Genomic DNA, 22,234 nt, shown 5'->3' on the forward strand with positions numbered 1-22,234 from the left:
CGGTGTTTTGGTTTTTACGCTTGTTTTGCTCTTTTACTTTTTTTGGTTGATGGATTTTTTGGGTTATATTGAATGATTAACGATTAAATTTAATACATTTACATTTACATTTAATACATTTACTCATGACATATTGGATCAATGCGTTGCTTTTGTTTGATTGGGCAGTGTTTGGCATGACCGATATCGTCAATCGGTATCAAGCAAACACGCCCTTTGATCGTGTCATATTCAGATTATACCATAAGTTCATGCGTACGCTAAAAGGCTTTGATGGCGGTTTTTGGGCATAACGGTAGACATAACAGATTGGTACAAGATTGGTACACATTTGGGTAGCAATCGTGATAAAATTTAACCATTTTGCCAATTTGGTGTCATAATTTGACTTGAAAAATCCAGCCATTTCGGCGATAGTATCATTTTTTTATTGGGGTTTTATTGTGTCAAAATCCGTACCACGCTCTTTTTGGCGTCATCAGTCAGGGCTGATTGTGACAGGGATTTTATTGATTGTCTTGTTTGTTATGATGGCGGCATTTGTGCTGTACGCCATGCATCTAAATACCGCCGTTGTCGGTAAATTTGAAAATCGCAAATGGGATATTCCTGCCACCTTATACTCACGCCCTTTGGTACTGCATCAAGGTGCCGCTTTATCCGCCAAAGACCTTGAATCATGGCTAAAACTGCTCAGATATAGCCATGATGACACCAGCCAAACGGGTCGCTACCAAAAAAATGGCCAAGTCTATACCATTTATACACGAGGTTTTCATTATGGTGATGCCGACAAAGACCCAAAGCAGCTCATCGAAGTTCATTTTGATCGCAATACCATCAAAAGCCTAAAAAGCTCCGCCCCAAATAACAGCGGTATACTACGCCTAGAACCCATCAAAATCGGTAGCATCTATCCTGATAATCTAGAAGACCGCCTACTCATCACACAAGAACAAATCCCAAAACCGCTCGTTGATGCCTTGATTGCCACCGAAGACCGCAATTTTTATCAGCATCATGGCATATCAATGCGTGGGGTTGCTCGTGCGTTATTCACCAATCTGACAGGCGGACAGGTGCAACAAGGCGGTTCAACCATCACCCAACAATTGATTAAAAACTTTTATCTGGATTCTGAACGCACCTTAAAACGCAAAATCAATGAAGCTTTGATGGCGGTTTTATTAGAAACCCATTATAGCAAAGATGAAATTTTATTGGCTTATATGAATGAGATTAATTTGGGTCAAAATGGCAAGCAGTCGGTGAATGGCTTTGGGATTGCTGCCCAGTTTTATTTTGATAAGCCGCTTGGTGAGCTGTCTTTGGAGCAGTATGCGTTATTGGTGGGTTTGGCAAAAGGGCCTAGCCACTATAATCCTCGCAAAAACCCCGAGCGAGCATTACAACGCCGAAATACCGTATTAAATAGCATGCTGGCAACAGGTAAAATTGATACGGCCACGCACCAAGATGCCATCAATCGCCCACTGGGTGTGGTAAAAATGCCTGCCATCGCTCGCTTGCAGTTCCCTGATTTTTTTGATGCCGTGCAACGAGAGCTAAAAACCCACTACCGCTCAGAAGACCTGAAAAATCGTGGTCTGCGTATCATCTCAACACTAGACCCACTCGCCCAGCAAGCCGCCGATACCGCCATGACAAATCAGCTTGGCAAACTAAGAAAAAAAGGCGGTCGCACTCAAAAGCTACAAGGTGCGTTGGTCAGTGCTCACCCTGCCACAGGGGAGCTGGTTGCTTTGGTGGGGTCAGGTAGCGATTTTACTGGGTTTAATCGTGCCATCGATGCCAAACGGCAGGTTGGTTCTTTATTAAAGCCTGTGATTTATCTGACTGCCTTTCAATCAGGTCAATACAATCTCACCACACCCGTCAATGACACCCAAACCAGCTATACCGTCAATGGTCGCTCATGGACACCCAAAAATTATGGCGGTCAATCTCATGGCAGCGTACCACTACTGACCGCACTTGCCAAGTCATACAACCAAGCAGCGGTTAATGTCGGTATGCAGCTTGGTTTGGATGCGTTTAAGGCACAGCTGGGCAATTTATCCATCACCACCGATGTTCCGCCCTATCCATCTGCCATGCTGGGTGCGATTGATTTATCGCCCATGCAGATGCTGGGCATGTATCAGATTTTTGCCAATGGCGGTGCTTATACGCCCATTCATACCATCCGTACCGTGATCGATGATAACGGGCGTGTACTACAACGATCCCAACCACGCCATCAGTTTCGTGCACCACCGCAAGCGGTTTATCTGCTGAACCGTGGACTTCAAGAGGTCATCAAATCAGGCACTGCCAAAGCTGCCGATAGTATCAATAACCATCTGGGATTGGCAGGTAAAACAGGCACAACCAACGATAATCGTGATGCGTGGTTTGCAGGGTATAGCGGTAACTATGTCAGTGTGGTTTGGGTGGGCCGTGATGATAATCAGCCCATCGGCTTAACGGGGGGTTCTGGTGCATTGCCCATTTGGATGGATTACATGAAAAAGCTCAACCTAACGGCGGTCAATCTGCCCCTACCTACTGGCGTGACTTGGCAGTGGATGGATGGCAGATTGGGATTGCCGACCATGGAGAGCTGCCCTGATGCCAGATGGCTGCCTGTGATTGATTTATACCGCCCAAGCCAAATGAGTCCTTGTGCCAGTGCCATTTTATACCAAGAGCAGATCTATCGGCAGATGCTTGAATATGGCTCACAAGGCATCGCAGACACAGGAGATGTGTATATCGAAGATGCACCCATTTATGATGAGCCTGCCGAAAATGGCGATAATCCTTGGTGGTGAACATAAGTCAAGAATGCCATTAAAATCTGCTTGATTTTAATGGCATAAATTAAATTGATGAAAATTTAGAATTGGTAGTTAAGCGACAGCTTTGCTTCAATTGGTGTTTTTACCTCCTCTTGATATTGAGCAGACGCCTCTCCTGAAATAAAGAACCTAGGGTTGATTTGACTTGTCACGCCCAAAGCACCTGCGAAGCCAAAGCCCGATAAATCCGTTGACCACCAAGATACTTCATTATTCATATCAATAATGTTCAAATCTTGCTTGGTATCTTGATAGAACATTTTGGCTTTTAAATAAGGTTGCAACAACCCATAATTCTTGGAAATTTTTGTACCGATATTTACCGTGGTCATAGATGCCTTTTTTGGATTAATTTGCAAATTAGGCATCTGATCATATCTAAACGATTTTGGATTGGTTTGAATATGGCCAATTTCAAAAGAAGGTTGGAAATCCACATTGTGGAATTTCATCTGCTGCTGAGCACCCAACGCAATCGCCCAGGTATTATCCTTTATACTTGCTGTTAAATTATCATGATTGGCTTGTTTAGCATGTATTTTTTGTCTGACATTTTGCCACGCGCCTTGGAGGAAGATCTCTTGTTGATTTGGTAATAAGCGATTAAGATAAACACCAAAGCCTGTTGCATCAAGATCATTTTTACCACCAAAAACATGATCAACATCGCCTTCACTTTTGTTAATATAGGCCCCAAGATATGTTTGCCCAACTTTAGAACCTGCTCCCAATGTCGTTTGATTAAGCTTTAAATCAAACTGGGTATTGTGACTTTTAATATTATTTTCTTGGTAACGATGATTTAGCCAAACACTTTGTCTGTTATTCATCGAGCCTAAATGATTCATTTGGCTACTTAATGTATACAAGCTTCCCATGCCGGTATTTAAGGCGGTCTTAGTCATTGATGATGCAATAGGGCTATTGTCATTGGCAAATTGGCTAAGCTGCAAAGTGTTATTTGGTCGCATTACTAATTGATAAGCATATGCTCCTTGCTCAGCTGCATCAACGACATTGTTATTTGTGTCAATCAAATAAAAACTGCCTTGATTGTTATCGACTTTCAATAAGCTTTGATGATTTTTATCTTTTGATATATGGCTTGGGATACCAACACCATGCCTGCCTTTTAGCTCATTTATCTTGACAGGTGCATCGCTTGGATTGATGGCAAATATCGTCTCACCAGATAACTTATCAATATGTAAATTAGAATGGTCTTCAACCATCACATGACCTACACCGGACAATGTTTGAATACTGATTTGAGAATCGGTGGTGGTGTTATTTTCTTGGGAATTTGCATTGACTTGAAAAACACCCTTTGGGGCAACATAAATCCAGCTGTCTTTGGCAGACAGTTCAATCTCTTGAACAGTGGTTGGTTGATCACTTTGACCAACAATCATCATCTTAGCGTCATGGTTTAGCACCACTTTTGATTGGAATTGACCTGTAACGCTCATTGTTCCTTGATTGATATAACTATCATCAGCCAATGCGTTATTGCCCGTAAATTTAAGGTGGCCTTGCTTAACGGTTGCACCAGCAAAAGTATTATTGCCAGATAAGGTTAATTCGCCTGGATGATTTAAAATCAGTCTACCAGTACCTGAGATGTCATTTTTCCAGGTATCTTCCAAAGAAAATCCTGCAAAATCCAAATGCTTATCCTGAGTCGTTGTCTCTATATCCTGATAAATATGAGAAATACCATCATAAGCTTTCGGCAAATTGATCAGGCCCCATGTGTGATTTTTATTATCCAAATCACCCATGTGAGCATGGGAATTTTTGGGATAAGCGGTAGAAGCCAATACTTGGCGTCGTGCATCGCCATCCAAATAATTAAAACGCAACCTTAATAAAGCCTCAGCTGTACCAGGCATTTCCTCTGGTTTTAAACGACTTGCTTTTTCATCACTTTTTAATGTGCCATAATATCCAATTTGATAATCAGAAGCTTTGTATTGTTCGTGCAAATCTTGAGGAAGCATCTCCAGACAACTTTTTAATGGTGCATTCTGACAGCTTTCTTCAAATGGCTGTCTGGCTTGTTTAATATACCTAACCAATCCTTGAGCAATCTCATCGTCATTTAACAACTGTGCCATATAATAATAGCGTGCGAGTCGAGAAGTCATGGTATCTGTTGGAAAATGCGCACCCACAATGACTCGGCTTTCTCCATACTGCAATGCACGAGAGAATACCTCTTGACCTCGCTCAGGAAATGCCATCGCCATCACAACCGCTTGACCAAAACCATTGGAGGTATGCCCACTTGGATAAGATGAATTTTTTCTTTCTCTGCCTTGGCTATCAATATAGGTTTTGAGATTTTCATAACCCTCAATATACTTGCCTTCCCTATCCATAACTTGATAAGGGCGGCCACGCAGATATTTGTCTTTCAAAATAAAATCATAAGCTCTCATTCTGCCTACATTAGAATCATCGCTATAGATAGCATTGGCTGATAAATATACTAAATTTTTAAAGATATTTACAAACTGTTCATCAGTTATATGCGGAGCAAACTCCTTTAAGGCAGATTTTCTAAATTCATGACTAACATGAGCAAAGCTTTGATTTTTATCCTCTTTTGCAAGGGCGAGCCTTTCTGCTGTTGTATTGTTTTGCATATCCCAAGAAATTTTACGATCAACTTCTGCTTCTAAAGTGCCCTTTTTGGGAAAAGGTGTAACAACCTGGGCATCAAGATGTTGATACCAGCTCTGACTTTGGCCAGCTATCTTTGTAGACAATTGATCAAATGCTTCATCATGAGCATAAGCTTGATGGCTCATCAATAATGAAAAAGCGATGCTGGCTGATAACAGCTTATATTTAGGCATAACAAACCCTTATGTTAACAAAATTAGGCTGCATTTTAAGTTGTAACTGTGACAAAACAGTGATAGTTTTGTGACAATTTGACACAATGTGGAAAATTATTACTGTCTTAATGTTACATGATAACCATTTACTTAAGGCGATATTAGACCCACAATTTAGCCACAAATTCTTCAAAAAACTTTGCTATAATAAAGCCATTAAGCAAACAACTATTTGAATTTTTAGGATGTTTATTATGTCTTGGCAACAACTTCATCTACAATGCCCAAAATCCGCCGTAGAACTTGCCGAAGCCTTATTTGATGAGGCTGGTGCGGTGTCTATTTTACTTGAAGATGCGGGTGATGAGCCTTTATTTGAGCCCATGCCTGGTGAAGAGCCTTTGTGGCGTGATGTGGTGGTTACCGCCATCTTTGACACCAACAGCGATGACAGCTGGGCAGGCACTCATTTTGAAAACCTAGCCGCTAAGATCGCAAGTGAGGTGAATGCCACACGATTTTGGCTGACATCCTTAGATGATAAAGACTGGACTCGTGAATGGATGAGCTATTATCAGCCGATTCAGTGTGCAGGCAATCTGTGGATTGTGCCTGAGTGGCTGCCAGCACCAGACCCAGCGGCGATTAACCTAATCTTAGACCCAGGGCTTGCCTTTGGCACAGGCTATCACGCCACCACTCGGCTATGCCTAGATTGGCTTGCCGCCCAAGAGCTTAGCGATAAGCTGGTCATTGACTATGGTTGTGGCTCAGGGATTTTGGGCGTGGCGGCACTGCTACTCGGCGCGCGTCAAGTGCTGGCGGTTGATATTGACCCACAAGCGGTACTCGCCACACGCCAAAACGCCGCCCTAAATGGCGTCGATGATCGGCTTTTGGCATTTTTGCCCGCAGAGTTTGACGCCCATCGCACCCAAAACCCACAGCTTGCCGATGTCATCACCGCCAATATCCTTGCCAAGCCATTGATCGACTTTGCCCCACTGTTTCATGATTTACTCAAAACAGGCGGCTTGATCGTGCTGGCTGGCCTGACCCAAAACCAAACCCAAGCGGTCATCGATGCCTACTCGCCTTATGTTACGCTTGATACGCCATTTTGTTATGCAGATGCCCAAGACTGCCATTGGCAACGCCTAAGCGGCATCAAACCTACCAACCCATAAGCGATACGCCATGAGCCATAAACCTAAGCCAACACCGCTATATCAACAAGTTGAGCAGACCGCCAGGCGTTATTTTGAGACATTGGGCGATGCTCATACTCATGATGTCTATGCCACTTTTTTGGCCGAATTTGAAAAACCGCTGCTCATCGCCGCACTCAATCACACGCACGGCAATCAGTCAAAAACCGCCCAAATCCTTGGCATCAATCGTGGCACATTACGCACCAAAATGAAAACCCATCACTTGCTTTAGACCGCCAGTTATCGCCATGGATATGGGCAGGTGTGCTCGCCTGCCGTATGATGGCAATGACACCCCATTTGCCCCATATCTGCACGATTTGACATGATTTAACATGTGACATGATTTAACATTGTTTAATACTGTTGCCATCATTACCATAATTTAGTAACGCATTTAGCAACGCATTTGTAAAAATCATTACCCCCCTTTATGTGTATCATATGAATAGAATATTATGATTGTATCTGATTATTGTATCAGAATGGTGATGCTATATGGTGATGCCTACGAGTTAATTTGGGTTAATCACTCTATGATTTGATATATTTTGAAACTAATCTATTGACTTAAATCACCATATGGTTATAATTTAGCATAATGGTAGGCTTTTTGTAAAAATCACATCGCAATATTGTTCTACTGTTACTACCATGCTTGAATGACGATCCAAATCATCAGATTCATTCAAGTGATGTGTTTGTATACGCACCATTTACCCTAATTATTTCAATCAAATGCCTATGTCAGCATGTATCATTTTTTAAGGTAAACCACCATGAATCACATCTATAAAGTCATCTTTAACAAAGCCACAGGCACATTTATGGCCGTGGCGGAATATGCCAAATCCCACAGTACGGGGGGGATAGCTGTGCTACAGGGCAAGTTGGCAGTGTATGCACTCTAAGCTTTGCCCGTATTGCCGCGCTCGCTGTCCTCGTGATCGGTGCGACGCTCAGTGGCAGTGCTTATGCTCAAACTACCAAGATCGAAATTGGTCAAACAAACAAGACAAACAGCAACGGGGACATTGCCCGTGCGACAGGTGAAGCATCCATTGCTATTGGTAGTCTTGCTCAGGCAAAAGGCTCTCAAGCTATTGCTATCGGTGGTAACAAACCAGATCCTCAGAATTCACAGCGTAATTTGAGTACAGGTCCCCACGCCATAGGTCAAGAGTCCATCGCCATCGGTGGTGATGTAACGGCTCAGGGTGATGCCTCGATTGCCATCGGTAGTGATGACTTATATTTGTCAAAGATCTTACGGGATCCATCCCGCGTATATGTTCAAAAGCTTATTAAAAGACATCCAATATTAAAAGACCTTAACGAATTTAGACGCACAAAAGCAGAGGGACACGCCAGTACTGCAGTGGGAGCCATGGCATATGCAAAGGGTCATTTTTCCAACGCTTTTGGTACACGGGCAACAGCTGAAAGCGACTTTTCCTTGGCAGTGGGTCTTACCGCCCACGCCAAAGGCGAATATGCAATCGCTATTGGTTCTAATGCACAAGTTAACCAGAATACAGGGCTAGCCATTGGTGGAAATACTCAAGTTGATTTTATGCGAGGTATTGCCCTAGGTTTTGAGTCTAAGGTCATGGCTGGTGATAATAATAATAAAAATGCCTATACACCAAGAGCAACAGATGGTAGTGGGCCCCAAATACAACCGCCGTATCAAGCCACCAACAATACGGGTCCACTTTCCATTGGTAATTCAACCCAGAGGCGTAGAATCATCCATGTCGGTGCAGGTTCTCAGGATACCGATGCGGTCAATGTGGCACAACTAAAAGCGGCGGTGGCGCTGGCTAATCGTAAAATTACTTTTAAGGGTGATGATACCACCGGTCCTGGCGTTCAGAAAGAACTGGGCGATACTTTAACCATTAAAGGTGGTAAAGGAGCAGCTAATGATTTAACCGAAAATAACATCGGTGTGGTAAAAGATAATACTGGTCTGAAAGTTAAACTTGCTAAAAATCTAACAGAGCTAAATAACATCACTGCCACAGGTGAAATCACCGTTAATACTAGTAATGGCACCGCCAAATTATTAAACAGTGGTTTAACCTTTGCCCAGCCCAATGCAGGCAAAACCGTCTATGGCACTGATGGGGTGAAGTTTGCTGAGAATACTAATAATATAGCAACAGCAGCGATCGGCACTACTCGTATTACCAAAAATGAAATTGGTTTTGCTAATACTGATGAACAAGTTGATAAAAGCAAACCTTATCTTGACAACACAAAGCTAAAAGTTGACACAGTTGAGATTACAGACCGTGGTATTAATGCTGGTGATAAAAAGATTACCAAACTTGCTAATGGTGTAGACAATAACGATGCGGTTACCATCGAACAGCTCAAAGCCGCCAAGCCTACTTTAAACGAAAGCAATAACATCAATATTACCAAGATAGTTGACAATCTATCAGTTGATACTAATGGTGCTGTTACCGCTCCAACTTATACCATTAGCGTGAAAACCGCTGAGCTTACCAGTGCTGGCAGTGGTAATGGTAAATTTAGTGTTAATAATAATCATAACGATCACTTAGTTACCGCCAAACATTTGGCAGACTATCTAAATCAAGTCAATCAAACGGCTGACAGTGCCCTACAAACCTTTAAAGTCCAAAAAGACGGTGATAATGACACCAACGCTATCACCGTGGCTAAAGAAACGAACGGAGGTAAATTCAACACCCTAAAACTTAAAGGCATAAACGGTCTTGATGTTACAACCAATAATACCACGGGTATTGTGACCTTTGGCATTAACCAAACCGACGGCTTAACCACACCTAAGCTGACCGTGGGTAATAATGGCAAAGGCATTGTCATTGACAGCCAAAATGGTCAAAATACCATCACAGGACTAAGCAACACCCTAAATAATGTTACCAACGATGGTACAGGACACACACTAACCCAAGGGCTTGCCGATAACACCGACAAAACCCGTGCCGCCAGTATTGCCGATGTGCTAAATGCAGGCTTTAACCTAAAAAATAATGGCGCAGACAAAGACTTTGTCTCCACTTATGACACTGTTGACTTTATCGATGGCAATGCCACCACCGCCACAGTCACTTATGATAACAAAACCAGTAAAGTGGCGTATAATGTCAATGTGGATAATACAACCATTCACCTAACAGGCGATGATAATGGCACGAAAAACAAAATTGGCGTAAAAACCACCGAAATCACCAAAACAAGTGCTAATGGTAATGCAACCAACTTTAGTGCCAAAGATGACAATGCCCTTGTTAACGCCAAAGGCATCGCCGACAATCTAAACATCCTAGCCAAGGAAATTCACGCCGCCAAAGGCACAGCAGACACCGCCCTACAAACCTTTACCGTTAAAAAAGTCAATGCAGATGGTAACGATGATGAAGCTAACGCCATCACCGTGGGTAAAGATGCAAACGGCAAGAAAGCCGTCAACGCCCTAAAACTCAAAGGTAAAAACGGTCTTGATATTCAAACCAATAAAGATGGTACGGTTACCTTTGGCATTAACACCCAAAGCGGTCTTAACGCTGGCAAAAGCACCACTCTAAACAACGATGGCTTGTCTGTTAAAAACACCGCTGGCAACGAACAAATCCAAGTCGGTGCTGATGGCGTGAAGTTTGCCAAGGTTAATAATGGTTCAAGTACTGGCATTGATGGCACAACTCGCATTACCAGAGATGAAATTGGTTTTGCTAATAGTGCTGGTCAAGTTGATATAAACAAACCCCACCTAACCAAAGACAAGCTTAAAGTGGGTGATGTTGAAATTACCAACACTGGCATTAACGCAGGTGGTAAAAAGATTACCAACATTCACTCAGGTGAGATTGCCAAAAATAGCAATGATGCTGTGGCAGGCGGTCAGATTTATGATTTAAAAACCGAACTTGAAAATAAAATCAGCAGTACTGCCAAAACAGCACAAAACTCATTACACGAATTCTCAGTAGCAGATGAACAAGGTAATAACTTTACGGTTAGTAACCCTTACTCCAGTTATGACACCTCAAAGACCTCTGATGTCATCACCTTTGCAGGTGAAAACGGCATTACCACCAAGGTAAATAAAGGTGTGGTGCGTGTGGGCATTGACCAAACCAAAGGCTTAACCACGCCTAAGCTGACCGTGGGTAATAATAATGGCAAAGGCATTGTCATTGACAGCCAAAATGGTCAAAATACCATCACAGGACTAAGCAACACTCTAGCTAATGTTACCAATGATAAAGGTAGCGTACGCACCACAGAACAGGGCAAGATAATCAAAGACGAAGACAAAACCCGTGCCGCCAGCATTGTTGATGTGCTAAGCGCAGGCTTTAACTTGCAAGGCAATGGTGAAGCGGTTGACTTTGTCTCCACTTATGACACTGTCAACTTTGCTAATGGCAATACCACCACCGCTAAGGTGACCTATGATGACACAAGCAAAACCAGTAAAGTGGTCTATGATGTCAATGTGGATGATACAACCATTGAAGTTAAAGATAAAAAACTTGGCGTAAAAACCACCACATTGACCAGTACTGGCACAGGTGCTAATAAATTTGCCCTAAGCAATCAAGCTACTGGCGATGCGCTTGTCAAGGCCAGTGATATCGTTGCTCATCTAAACACCTTATCTGGCGACATCCAAACCGCCAAAGGGGCAAGCCAAGCAAGCAGCTCAGCAGGCTATGTGGATGCTGATGGCAATAAGGTCATCTATGACAGTACCGATAACAAGTACTATCAAGCCAAAAATGATGGCACAGTTGATAAAACCAAAGAAGTTGCCAAAGACAAACTGGTCGCCCAAGCCCAAACCCCAGATGGCACATTGGCTCAAATGAATGTCAAATCAGTCATTAACAAAGAACAAGTAAATGATGCCAATAAAAAGCAAGGCATCAATGAAGACAACGCCTTTGTTAAAGGACTTGAAAAAGCCGCTTCTGATAACAAAACCAAAAACGCCGCAGTAACTGTGGGTGATTTAAATGCCGTTGCCCAAACACCGCTGACCTTTGCAGGGGATACAGGCACAACGGCTAAAAAACTGGGCGAGACTTTGACCATCAAAGGTGGGCAAACAGACACCAATAAGCTAACCGATAATAACATCGGTGTGGTAGCAGGTACTGATGGCTTCACTGTCAAACTTGCCAAAGACCTAACCAATCTTAACAGCGTTAATGCAGGTGGCACCAAAATTGATGAAAAAGGCATCTCTTTTGTAGACGCAAACGGTCAAGCCAAAGCAAACACCCCTGTGCTAAGTGCCAATGGGCTGGACCTGGGTGGCAAACGCATCAGTAACATCGGTGCAGCTGTTGATGATAACGATGCAGTGAACTTTAAGCAGTTTAATGAAGTTGCCAAAACGGTCAACAACCTAAACAACCAAAGTAACTCAGGTGCGTCATTACCCTTTGTGGTAACCGATGCCAATGGCAACCCCATCAATGGCACCGATGGCAAGCCCCAAAAAGCCATCAAGGGCGCCGATGGTAAATACTATCACGCCAATGCCAACGGTGTACCTGTGGACAAAGATGGCAAGCCCATCACCGATGCGGACAAACTTGCCAATCTGGCAGTTCATGGCAAACCCCTTGATGCAGGTCATCAAGTGGTGGCAAGCCTAGGCGGCAACTCAGATGCCATCACCCTAACCAACATCAAGTCCACTTTGCCACAAATTGCCACACCAAACACAGGTAATGCCAATGCAGGGCAAGCCCAAAGTCTGCCCAGCCTATCAGCAGCACAGCAAAGTAATGCTGCCAGTGTCAAAGATGTGCTAAATGTAGGCTTTAACTTGCAGACCAATAACAATCAAGTGGACTTTGTCAAAGCCTATGATACCGTCAACTTTGTCAATGGTACAGGTGCCGACATCACAAGCGTGCGTAGTGCTGATGGCACGATGAGTAACATCACCGTCAACACCGCCTTAGCAGCGACCGATGATGATGGCAATGTGCTTATCAAAGCCAAAGATGGTAAGTTCTACAAAGCAGACGACCTCATGCCAAACGGCTCACTAAAAGCAGGCAAATCAGCCAGTGATGCCAAAACTCCAACTGGTCTAAGCCTTGTCAACCCCAATGCTGATAAAGGCAGTACAGGCGATGCAGTGGCTCTTAATAACTTATCAAAAGCGGTATTTAAATCCAAAGATGGTACAACTACTACCACAGTAAGCTCTGATGGCATCAGTATCCAAGGCAAAGATAACAGCAACATCACCCTAAGCAAAGATGGGCTGAATGTAGGCGGTAAGGTCATCAGCAATGTGGGCAAAGGCACAAAAGACACCGACGCTGCCAATGTACAACAGTTAAACGAAGTACGCAACTTGTTGGGTCTTGGTAATGCTGGTAATGATAACGCTGACGGCAATCAGGTAAACATTGCCGACATCAAAAAAGACCCAAATTCAGGTTCATCATCTAACCGCACTGTCATCAAAGCAGGCACGGTACTTGGCGGTAAAGGTAATAACGATACCGAAAAACTTGCCACTGGTGGTGTACAAGTGGGCGTGGATAAAGACGGCAACGCTAACGGCGATTTAAGCAATGTTTGGGTCAAAACCCAAAAAGATGGCAGCAAAAAAGCCCTGCTCGCCACTTATAACGCCGCAGGTCAGACCAACTATGTGACCAACAACCCCGCAGAAGCCATTGACAGAATAAATGAACAAGGTATCCGCTTCTTCCATGTCAACGATGGCAATCAAGAGCCTGTGGTACAAGGGCGTAACGGCATTGATTCAAGTGCCTCAGGCAAGCACTCAGTGGCGATAGGTTTCCAGGCCAAGGCAGATGGTGAAGCCGCCGTTGCCATAGGCAGACAAACCCAAGCAGGCAACCAATCCATCGCCATCGGTGATAACGCACAAGCCACAGGCGATCAATCCATCGCCATCGGTACAGGCAATGTGGTAGCAGGTAAGCACTCTGGTGCCATCGGCGACCCAAGCACTGTTAAGGCTGATAACAGTTACAGTGTGGGTAATAACAACCAGTTTACCGATGCCACTCAAACCGATGTCTTTGGTGTGGGCAATAACATCACCGTGACCGAAAGTAACTCGGTTGCCTTAGGTTCAAACTCTGCCATCAGTGCAGGCACACACGCAGGCACACAAGCCAAAAAATCTGACGGCACAGCAGGTACAACCACCACAGCAGGTGCCACAGGTACGGTTAAAGGCTTTGCTGGACAAACGGCGGTTGGTGCGGTCTCCGTGGGTGCCTCAGGTGCTGAACGCCGTATCCAAAATGTGGCAGCAGGTGAGGTCAGTGCCACCAGCACCGATGCGGTCAATGGTAGCCAGTTGTACAAAGCCACCCAAAGCATTGCCAACGCAACCAATGAGCTTGACCATCGTATCCACCAAAACGAAAATAAAGCCAATGCAGGGATTTCATCAGCGATGGCGATGGCGTCCATGCCACAAGCCTACATTCCTGGCAGATCCATGGTTACCGGGGGTATTGCCACCCACAACGGTCAAGGTGCGGTGGCAGTGGGACTGTCGAAGCTGTCGGATAATGGTCAATGGGTATTTAAAATCAATGGTTCAGCCGATACCCAAGGCCATGTAGGGGCAGCAGTTGGTGCAGGTTTTCACTTTTAAGCCATAAATCGCAAGATTTTACTTAAAAATCAATCTCACCATAGTTGTATAAAACAGCATCAGCATCAGTCATATTACTGATGCTGATGTTTTTTATCACTTAAACCATTTTACCGCTCAAGTGATTATCTTTCACCATGACCAAATCGCCATTGATCATAGGTAAACTTATTGAGTAAATTTTATCAATGTAGTTGTTAGATATGGTTAAAATTGTGCCATTGACCAAAAATGACCGATTTATCCCGAAAATTTCTGATTATGATCACTTTTCATAAATTTCCCCAATTTGTCTTTATAAATATCCCAAGAAATGGTATTATTTTATTGCCATCAGCATATGCGACAACTCATCGTATCATCTTTTTATCATAAAAATGCAAATAGGCATATGCATTTTTTTGAATTAAACTTACGCATCTTTCATTATGGGAATTAGGTCAGTAATTATGACAAAAAATTATGCATTATTATCCGTCTCAGATAAAACGCAAATCGTTGAATTTGCCCAAGGTTTGGTAGAATCCGGCTTTGGTATTTTATCCACAGGTGGTACTTTTAAACTCTTAAAAGAACATGGGATTGACGCCATTGAGGTTTCTGCCCATACAGGTTTTGCTGAAATGATGGATGGTCGTGTTAAGACCCTACATCCCAAAATTCACGGTGGTATTTTGGGCCGTCGTGGCATTGATGATGCCATTATGAATGAACATGGCATTGATCGCATTGATATCGTTGTCGTGAATTTATATCCATTTGCCAACACGGTTGCCAAAGACGGTGTTGTTATGTCTGATGCGATTGAAAATATTGATATTGGTGGGCCTGCTATGGTACGCTCAGCCGCCAAAAATCATGCCCATGTTGGTATTATCACCAGCCCAAATGACTACTCACGCATCCTAGATGAACTAAAAAACCAAGGTCATTTAAGCCACAACACTCGTTTTGATTTGGCAGTCAAAGCATTTGAACACACTGCCGCCTATGATGGTATGATTGCCAGCTGGCTAGGTGCACGCTTACCAGTGGATAAAGAGACGGCACCCAGTGATGATGCCACTGCAACCACTCAATTTTCACGCACTTTTAATCACCAATTCACCAAAGCACAAGAGCTTAGATATGGCGAAAACCCACATCAGTCAGCAGCCTTTTATGTAGATGATCATGCAACAGAAGCGTCTGTTGCGACTGCACAGCAACTACAAGGTAAAGCGTTGTCTTATAATAATATTGCTGATACCGATGCGGCACTTGAGTGTGTCAAATCTTTTACCACGCCTGCTTGTGTGATTGTCAAACATGCCAATCCTTGTGGTGTTGCAACATCAGAAAACGGTATTTTAGATGCTTATCATTTAGCGTATGCAACCGACCCTGAATCTGCCTTTGGTGGCATTATTGCCTTTAACCGAGAATTAGACAGTGATACAGCCCGTACCATCGTTGAGCGTCAATTTGTTGAAGTCATCATCGCACCAAGCATCGCTGAAGGTGTTCTAGAAATTACAAGCAGTAAAAAAAATGTACGCATCTTGGTATGTGGTGAGTTGCCACAGCCGACACAGCGGGCAGCTCAATTTGACCTAAAACGAGTCAATGGCGGTCTACTTGTCCAAAATCAAGATTTGGGCATGATTGATAAATCAGACCTAAAAGTCGTCACCGAGCGTGTGCCATCAGATGCCGAGCTTGATGATTTGCTCTTTGCTTGGAAAGTTGCCAAATATGTCAAATCCAATGCCATTGTTTATGCCAAAAATCATCAAACCATTGGCGTGGGTGCAGGTCAAATGAGCCGTGTTAATTCAGCACGCATTGCTGCAATTAAAGCAGAACATGCAGGGCTTGTTGTTGAGGGTGCGGTGATGGCCTCTGATGCATTCTTCCCCTTCCGTGATGGTATTGATAATGCCGCTGCTGCTGGCATCAAATGCATCATTCAGCCAGGTGGCTCAATGCGTGATGCAGAGGTGATTGCCGCTGCTAATGAGCATGGTATCGCCATGGTCTTTACAGGTATGCGTCATTTCCGCCATTGAGACGACCAAAATCGATGGTGTGTATCTGATACACCCATCACTCTTTAAACGATACAAATTAAAAGCCCAAAATTTTGGGCTTTTATCTGTTAAAAACTGTATAACGCTTAGTCAAAACTACTGTGTTAAAACTACTGTGCCTTGAGTGCGTCTTGGTTGATAACAAGCTCGCTGCTTTCACGCAAATAATGCACATAGTCCTCCAACTGGTCGGCACCGACATTATCTCGAATCACCGCCACAGCACGCAGACGGTCGGTGGCTGAAAGCTGGGATTCGCTGCTGTCATTGACAACACCTCCAACGATCACACTTGCACCCTCTTCGGTTTGCACTGCCCAAACATCATACCCCTCTGCACTGCGATTTAAGAATAAACTGGCAAGCTCAAGTGGGCTTAGCAAGGGGTTCATGCGTGTGGTCATACCAATATTGGCAGAGGTAGTCATCAAAGCGGTCACACCTGAATTTTTAGCCTCATCAGCCACTTTTTTGGCATCTGCCATCGCAAGCTCAATGGCTTTTTGTTTGGCAAGTGTCTGTTTGATTTGTGCTTTGGCTTCATCAAATGTCAATGGGCGTTCTGCTTCATAATTGGTTGGCTGTACCCAAACATTTTTCTCACCCAAAGAAATATTTGGGCTGACGCCTTGATCTTGAATGGTAAAATCATCAAAAGCAGCAGCAATTACTGCTGGCTGTGGTAAAGCGGTCGTATTGTTGGTTTGTGGATAGGCAATGATTTGCTTGACTTGTACGCCAGCTTCTTTGGCAATATCAGCCACGCCCATGCCGTCAGTTGCCATCGTATTAATCTTGGCAGATAAATCTGCAAAGGCTTGATCACGCTTAAGTTTGGCAGCTCTATCCATCAATTGATCACGCATACTTGCAATATTTGGTGTATCGTTACTGACTTTAGTCACCTTAAAAATATGATAGCCAAATCCTGTTTGGACAGGTTGACTGATCTGACCTACGCTCAGACCTGACAAAGCCTGCTCAACACCAGTAGCATATTCCCCAAATACTGATGGGTTAAAGCTACCAATCACACCACCATTTGAGCCACTTGGATCATCAGAATGAGCTTTTGCCAAAGCTTCAAATGACTCGCCAGCATTGAGTTTTGATTGGATTTTGGCAGCACGATTTTGAGCATCTGGACCTGTCAATAAAATCTGTGCCAACTCCCGACCATCCGTTATGCCATTTTCTCGAAGGTAGTTGGCGTACTGTGCATTGATCTCTTGTTCGGTGGGCGTACCAACACTCAATACATTTGGGTCTAATTCAATGTAGCTTAGATCCACTGTCGCAGGCTTGATTAACTTGTCTTGATGTTCATCAAAATAGGCTTGAATTTGTGCATCGCTGATTTGCACTTGATCAACATAGTCCTGCCAATGATATCGATGTACCCAAACCTCACGCGCCTCTAATTGCAAATCAATCAATTTTGAGACTTCGCTATTTGGATAAATTGCCGTACCAACGATACCAGTAATCAGCTGACGCAAGCTTAATCGCAGTCGTTCTATGGCAAATAAAACATCTTTGGTCAGTCCGTTTTGTTGCAGATAAGCTGCAAAACGATCATTTGAAAATTGCCCATTGTCATGAAAAACTTCATAATGTTGTAAAATCTGCGTAATCATCTCATCAGAGACCGTCATACCCAAATATGACGCCTGATTTTCAAGCAATGCTTTATCCGTTAATCGCTTTAAAATCAGCTGCTGTAGTGCGTGTTCATTAATCAAGCTGGCATCAACACCCTGTTCAATCAAAGCATTACGCTCAGCATTAACCTCCGCTTGAAAGGTTGCGACATCTACCACCTGATTACCGACTTTAATTAGCTCATTTGGTTGAATGGTGTGTCCACCAAAGGTACCCACACCCAAAAAAGCCATCGGTATCAAAGTGCCTACCAAAACCAGCCGACCCGGCCAGCTTTTTAAGAAGTTACGCATATTTTCCATAGGTTTGCTATACTCTACAAATCAGTCGGTGTTACAAATAACATAGTGATAATAAAATTTATATATCATACGCTAATTTATCAGATTTCTCAAAACACTTTTTGTAATTTGACATAAAAAAGCCGCCCAATTGGAGCGACTTTTTTGTGTCATCATCAAGTCAATCAGTTGACTGATTCTTTTAGGACTTTACCTGCTTTAAAGCTAGGTACTTTACTGGCTGCAATTTGGATTGCTTCGCCAGTTTTTGGATTACGGCCCATACGAGCAGCACGCTCTTTGACGCTGAAAGTACCAAAACCAACCAATACGACATCATCGCCACGCTGTAATGCACCTTGAACACTTTCAGTAAATGCATTAACCGCCTTGGCAGCTTGCTCTTTGGTTAGGCCAGCACTTTGTGCAATACTATCTACCAATTCAGACTTATTCATAATATACCCTCTTTACATTAAATGAAAATTTTTCATGCTAAGTTACCAAAGCATCTTTTTATAAGGACGCATTTTAAAAGTATCCTTGAGCTTTTACAAGTGCTAAATACAAAATTTTGCAGAAAAATGATAAAAATTTATCATCCTTGGGCAAAATCATATCAAGCCACGACTACCTTTATAACAATCACAGTAACAATAAGCAAGTAAAATTACATATTTTTATGTAAAAACTGTAAAAAAATGCTATTTTTATGCCTAAATATACAGTAATATGAATAAAATTTATTGATCACAGTATCCAGCTTTCTAAAGCTTAAGTCAGCTGTAACATTTGCAATATTGACACCCAATCAAAGCATCGGTATCTTAACCTTGCATTATGATAGCAAAATTATCATATTTTATGAACTTTTAAGCCGACTTGACTGGCAATGTGCGATTAAAATTAAAGTTATTATTTTTAGGAAAATTTATGACAACCGAGCATTCAAATACAATCAACCCTCATGCCAACGGAGGCATCGTCTCAAAAAGCTTGCTGAGTATTGTATTAATTTTTATTGAATCTGCACTAACATTAATGTTACGCTTTGATCCAAAACTACGCCAATTGGCTTATCCGCTTGCCAAATCTGGTACAGTTGTCTGCATTCGCTCGTATTTACCACATATCACGATTTATGCCACCTTTGGCTATCGAGGGATTTTATTAGACAATGAATTGCCCGAAGATAAGCCAACCGCCGACATCACCATCAATGGTTATAGCTTCCAGCTGATTAATACCCTAATCAATCATAACCCCGATCATGTCGATGCCCTACAAATTCGTGGCGATGCAGCATTGGTTGAAAATCTAAAAGCACTCATGGTTCGTATGGGTGTTGGCGGCAGTATTCAAAGTATATTATCAAAGGTTACAGGCGGCAATAAACAAAAACCCACCCCCGAACAAAAAGCCGAAAAAATTGCCAATTATCAATTAAAAATCAATGAACAAGCTGAGCGTATTGATACTTTATCTATGGAAAATAAACGCTTAGCCATTCAGCTGGCAGAGCAAAAAAGTAAAAATAAAACCACTTTTATTGTTATGGTCATTGCCATCATTGTGGCAGTGGTGAGTATTATTATGCATTTTGTGATTTAAACCTGATGATTTTATTAATTTGTTATAATATAACAAATTAATAAAATCAATCCATTAGATTAAAATATCTGATGGATTTTTTCTTGCTTTAATCTTGACCTATTTACTCGGAATTATTATAATAACGCCATTCACCATCAAAATTTTTATCAATGCTTATATTGACCAAAATTAGGCAATTATGGAAGTATTTCAATGCGTTTAACAACTCGTGGACGGTATGCCGTCACTGCCTTATTGGATTTGGCTGTCCAAGAGAGTCGCCATCAAGGCGCAGTGTCTTTATCAGACATTGCCAAACGCCAGTCCATCTCCATATCTTATTTAGAGCAGCTGTTTTCAAAACTGCGTAAAAAAGGATTGGTGAATAGTACTCGTGGTGCTTTGGGCGGTTATCATTTAGCAAAACCACTTGAAGATATTGACATCATGAGCATTATTACCGCCGTTGATGAAAGCATCAATGCCACTCAGTGTGGCGGAAAAGGCAACTGCCAAGATGGCGCAATGTGCTTGACACATGATTTATGGCACAATCTGTCTCATCATATTGAAAGCTATCTTAAAAAAGTGACTTTGGCACAGCTTTTAGAAACCAAAAATACACAAACCATCGCTGATCGCCAAGTCAATCGCCTACATCAGTTTGAAAAAGATAATTCACAAATCACAACCATCACTTTAATTGGGAATCCAGCATGAGCCAGACTTCACTCATCTATTTAGACTACGCCGCCACAACACCTGTTGCCAAAGAGGTCGCAGATAAAATGGTCAATTATCTTACCTTTGAGGGCATTTTTGGTAACCCCGCTTCACGCTCGCATGGCTTTGGCTGGCAAGCAGAAGAAGCTGTTGAAAATGCACGCTTACAAATCGCTGAAACGGTTGGCGCCGACCCAAGAGAAATTGTTTTTACTTCAGGGGCAACCGAATCAGATAATTTGGCAATCAAAGGCGTGGCACATTTTTATGAAGGTCGTGGCAGACACATCATTACCAGTAAAATTGAACACAAAGCGGTACTGGATACTTGCCGTCAATTAGAACAAGAAGGCTTTGAGATTACTTATCTTGAGCCTGAAGCAGGTACAGGCTTAATTTACCCAGAACAAGTTGAAAACGCATTGCGTGATGACACTATCTTGGTGAGTTTGATGGCAGTCAATAATGAGCTTGGTACCATTACCGATATCGCTGCCATTGGTGAAATCACACGCGCAAAAGGTGTGTTATTTCATGTGGATGCTGCCCAAGCAGTTGGCAAAATTAAAATCAACCTCGGTGAGCTTAAAGTAGATCTGATGAGCTTTAGCGGTCATAAAATCTATGGTCCAAAAGGCATCGGTGCATTGTATGTTGGTCGTAAGCCACGCGTGCGTATCAAAGCTGAACAACATGGTGGCGGTCATGAGCGTGGTATGCGTTCAGGCACTTTGGCAACGCACCAAATTGTTGGCATGGGAGAGGCGTTTGCTTTATCTGTACAACGATTTGACGAAGACCATACGCACATCAAAGCACTGCGAGATAAACTTTGGCATGGCTTACAAGATATCGAAGAAGTTTATTTAAATGGCTCAATGGAGCATGGCGTTCCTAATATCATCAATGTTAGCTTTAATTTTGTTGAAGGCGAAAGCTTGATGATGAGCCTAAAAGACTTGGCGGTATCATCAGGGTCTGCCTGTACTTCAGCGACGCTTGAGCCTTCTTATGTCTTGCGTGCGATTGGTCGCCCTGATGAGCTTGCCCATTCATCTATCCGCTTTAGTATTGGTCGCTACACAACCGAGCAAGACATTGATTTGGTATTAAGCCAAATCCATGAAGCGGTTGATAAATTGCGTGAATTATCCCCACTTTGGGATATGTTTAAAGAAGGCATTGACCTAAATACCGTTGAGTGGCAAGAGCATTAATCCGCCAAAAACTCAGTCATATTTTTGGGCAGATTTTGCACAATTGTTTAAAATTATTCTAAAGTTAGACCCATATCAACCATTTACACAAAACCTAAATAGCAAGAT

13 protein-coding genes are annotated in these 22,234 nt (G+C 42.8%); 10 read left to right on the forward strand and 3 right to left on the reverse strand.

Going from position 1 to position 22,234, the window contains the following annotated elements; all coding sequences use genetic code 11:
- The first annotated feature begins 125 nt into the window (after nucleotides 1-125).
- Together A4U55_RS09040 and mrcB are read left to right on the forward strand one after the other, a co-directional pair.
- Nucleotides 126-293 (forward strand): hypothetical protein, encoded by a 168-nt coding sequence (locus A4U55_RS09040; RefSeq protein ID WP_003659350.1) that lies wholly within the window; start codon nucleotides 126-128, stop codon nucleotides 291-293.
- 96 nt (nucleotides 294-389) lie between these two features.
- Nucleotides 390-2,834 carry a penicillin-binding protein 1B gene (mrcB, locus tag A4U55_RS03810; protein ID WP_063454032.1) on the forward strand — a complete coding sequence of 815 codons (2,445 nt, stop codon included), beginning with the start codon at nucleotides 390-392 and terminating at the stop codon, nucleotides 2,832-2,834.
- A gap of 65 nt (nucleotides 2,835-2,899) precedes the next feature.
- Here mrcB and A4U55_RS03815 read toward each other — a convergent pair whose 3' ends face one another.
- Entirely contained in the window at nucleotides 2,900-5,722 is a 2,823-nt protein-coding gene (locus tag A4U55_RS03815; RefSeq protein WP_063454033.1) for a phosphatase PAP2 family protein, read from the reverse strand.
- 236 nt (nucleotides 5,723-5,958) lie between these two features.
- On the opposite strand from A4U55_RS03815, the gene prmA reads away from it, so the two are divergent.
- The 5 genes from prmA to purH all read left to right on the forward strand — a co-directional run bounded on the left by prmA (nucleotide 5,959) and on the right by purH (nucleotide 16,629).
- Nucleotides 5,959-6,891: a 50S ribosomal protein L11 methyltransferase gene (prmA, locus tag A4U55_RS03820; protein ID WP_063454034.1), complete on the forward strand. Its 933-nt coding sequence runs from the start codon at nucleotides 5,959-5,961 to the stop codon at nucleotides 6,889-6,891.
- Between the two features lie 10 nt (nucleotides 6,892-6,901).
- The gene (locus tag A4U55_RS03825; RefSeq protein WP_049158062.1) at nucleotides 6,902-7,147 is read left to right on the forward strand and encodes a helix-turn-helix domain-containing protein; all 246 of its coding nucleotides are present in this window, start codon (nucleotides 6,902-6,904) and stop codon (nucleotides 7,145-7,147) included.
- A 547-nt stretch (nucleotides 7,148-7,694) separates the two neighbouring features.
- Nucleotides 7,695-7,826: an ESPR domain-containing protein gene (locus A4U55_RS09185; RefSeq protein WP_080534128.1), complete on the forward strand. Its 132-nt coding sequence runs from the start codon at nucleotides 7,695-7,697 to the stop codon at nucleotides 7,824-7,826.
- 32 nt (nucleotides 7,827-7,858) lie between these two features.
- The gene (locus A4U55_RS03830; protein ID WP_105212862.1) at nucleotides 7,859-14,581 is read left to right on the forward strand and encodes a YadA-like family protein; all 6,723 of its coding nucleotides are present in this window, start codon (nucleotides 7,859-7,861) and stop codon (nucleotides 14,579-14,581) included.
- 449 nt (nucleotides 14,582-15,030) lie between these two features.
- On the forward strand, nucleotides 15,031-16,629 hold the full coding sequence (gene purH / locus A4U55_RS03835; protein WP_003659336.1) for a bifunctional phosphoribosylaminoimidazolecarboxamide formyltransferase/IMP cyclohydrolase: 1,599 nt from the start codon (nucleotides 15,031-15,033) through the stop codon (nucleotides 16,627-16,629).
- A 131-nt stretch (nucleotides 16,630-16,760) separates the two neighbouring features.
- Here purH and A4U55_RS03840 read toward each other — a convergent pair whose 3' ends face one another.
- Together A4U55_RS03840 and A4U55_RS03845 are read right to left on the reverse strand one after the other, a co-directional pair.
- Entirely contained in the window at nucleotides 16,761-18,614 is a 1,854-nt protein-coding gene (locus A4U55_RS03840; RefSeq protein ID WP_063454036.1) for a SurA N-terminal domain-containing protein, read from the reverse strand.
- 164 nt (nucleotides 18,615-18,778) lie between these two features.
- On the reverse strand, nucleotides 18,779-19,051 hold the full coding sequence (locus tag A4U55_RS03845; protein WP_003659331.1) for an HU family DNA-binding protein: 273 nt from the start codon (nucleotides 19,049-19,051) through the stop codon (nucleotides 18,779-18,781).
- A gap of 475 nt (nucleotides 19,052-19,526) precedes the next feature.
- Between A4U55_RS03845 and A4U55_RS03850 the strand changes: the two genes are divergently transcribed.
- From A4U55_RS03850 to A4U55_RS03860, 3 genes are all read left to right on the forward strand, one after another.
- Nucleotides 19,527-20,204 (forward strand): hypothetical protein, encoded by a 678-nt coding sequence (locus A4U55_RS03850; RefSeq protein WP_003659328.1) that lies wholly within the window; start codon nucleotides 19,527-19,529, stop codon nucleotides 20,202-20,204.
- Nucleotides 20,205-20,399: 195 nt separating this feature from the next.
- Nucleotides 20,400-20,906 carry an Rrf2 family transcriptional regulator gene (locus tag A4U55_RS03855; RefSeq protein WP_003659326.1) on the forward strand — a complete coding sequence of 169 codons (507 nt, stop codon included), beginning with the start codon at nucleotides 20,400-20,402 and terminating at the stop codon, nucleotides 20,904-20,906.
- Nucleotides 20,903-22,126: an IscS subfamily cysteine desulfurase gene (locus A4U55_RS03860; protein WP_003665735.1), complete on the forward strand. Its 1,224-nt coding sequence runs from the start codon at nucleotides 20,903-20,905 to the stop codon at nucleotides 22,124-22,126. The genes A4U55_RS03855 and A4U55_RS03860 overlap by 4 nt, the downstream gene beginning before the upstream one ends.
- Nucleotides 22,127-22,234 lie beyond the last annotated feature (108 nt).

Origin of the sequence: Moraxella catarrhalis (assembly GCF_001632285.1) — a bacterium.
In the GTDB taxonomy this organism is placed as follows: Bacteria; Pseudomonadota; Gammaproteobacteria; order Pseudomonadales; family Moraxellaceae; genus Moraxella; species Moraxella catarrhalis.

Excerpts from the sequence above, each read along its gene's own strand:
- A4U55_RS09040 (WP_003659350.1), top strand. The coding sequence starts at position 126 with ATGACATATTGGATCAATGCGTTGCTTTTGTTTGATTGGGCAGTGTTT.
- A4U55_RS03815 (WP_063454033.1), bottom strand. The coding sequence starts at position 5,722 with ATGCCTAAATATAAGCTGTTATCAGCCAGCATCGCTTTTTCATTATTG.
- prmA (WP_063454034.1), top strand. The coding sequence starts at position 5,959 with ATGTCTTGGCAACAACTTCATCTACAATGCCCAAAATCCGCCGTAGAA.
- A4U55_RS03825 (WP_049158062.1), top strand. The coding sequence starts at position 6,902 with ATGAGCCATAAACCTAAGCCAACACCGCTATATCAACAAGTTGAGCAG.
- A4U55_RS09185 (WP_080534128.1), top strand. The coding sequence starts at position 7,695 with ATGAATCACATCTATAAAGTCATCTTTAACAAAGCCACAGGCACATTT.
- purH (WP_003659336.1), top strand. The coding sequence starts at position 15,031 with ATGACAAAAAATTATGCATTATTATCCGTCTCAGATAAAACGCAAATC.
- A4U55_RS03840 (WP_063454036.1), bottom strand. The coding sequence starts at position 18,614 with ATGGAAAATATGCGTAACTTCTTAAAAAGCTGGCCGGGTCGGCTGGTT.
- A4U55_RS03845 (WP_003659331.1), bottom strand. The coding sequence starts at position 19,051 with ATGAATAAGTCTGAATTGGTAGATAGTATTGCACAAAGTGCTGGCCTA.
- A4U55_RS03850 (WP_003659328.1), top strand. The coding sequence starts at position 19,527 with ATGACAACCGAGCATTCAAATACAATCAACCCTCATGCCAACGGAGGC.
- A4U55_RS03855 (WP_003659326.1), top strand. The coding sequence starts at position 20,400 with ATGCGTTTAACAACTCGTGGACGGTATGCCGTCACTGCCTTATTGGAT.
- A4U55_RS03860 (WP_003665735.1), top strand. The coding sequence starts at position 20,903 with ATGAGCCAGACTTCACTCATCTATTTAGACTACGCCGCCACAACACCT.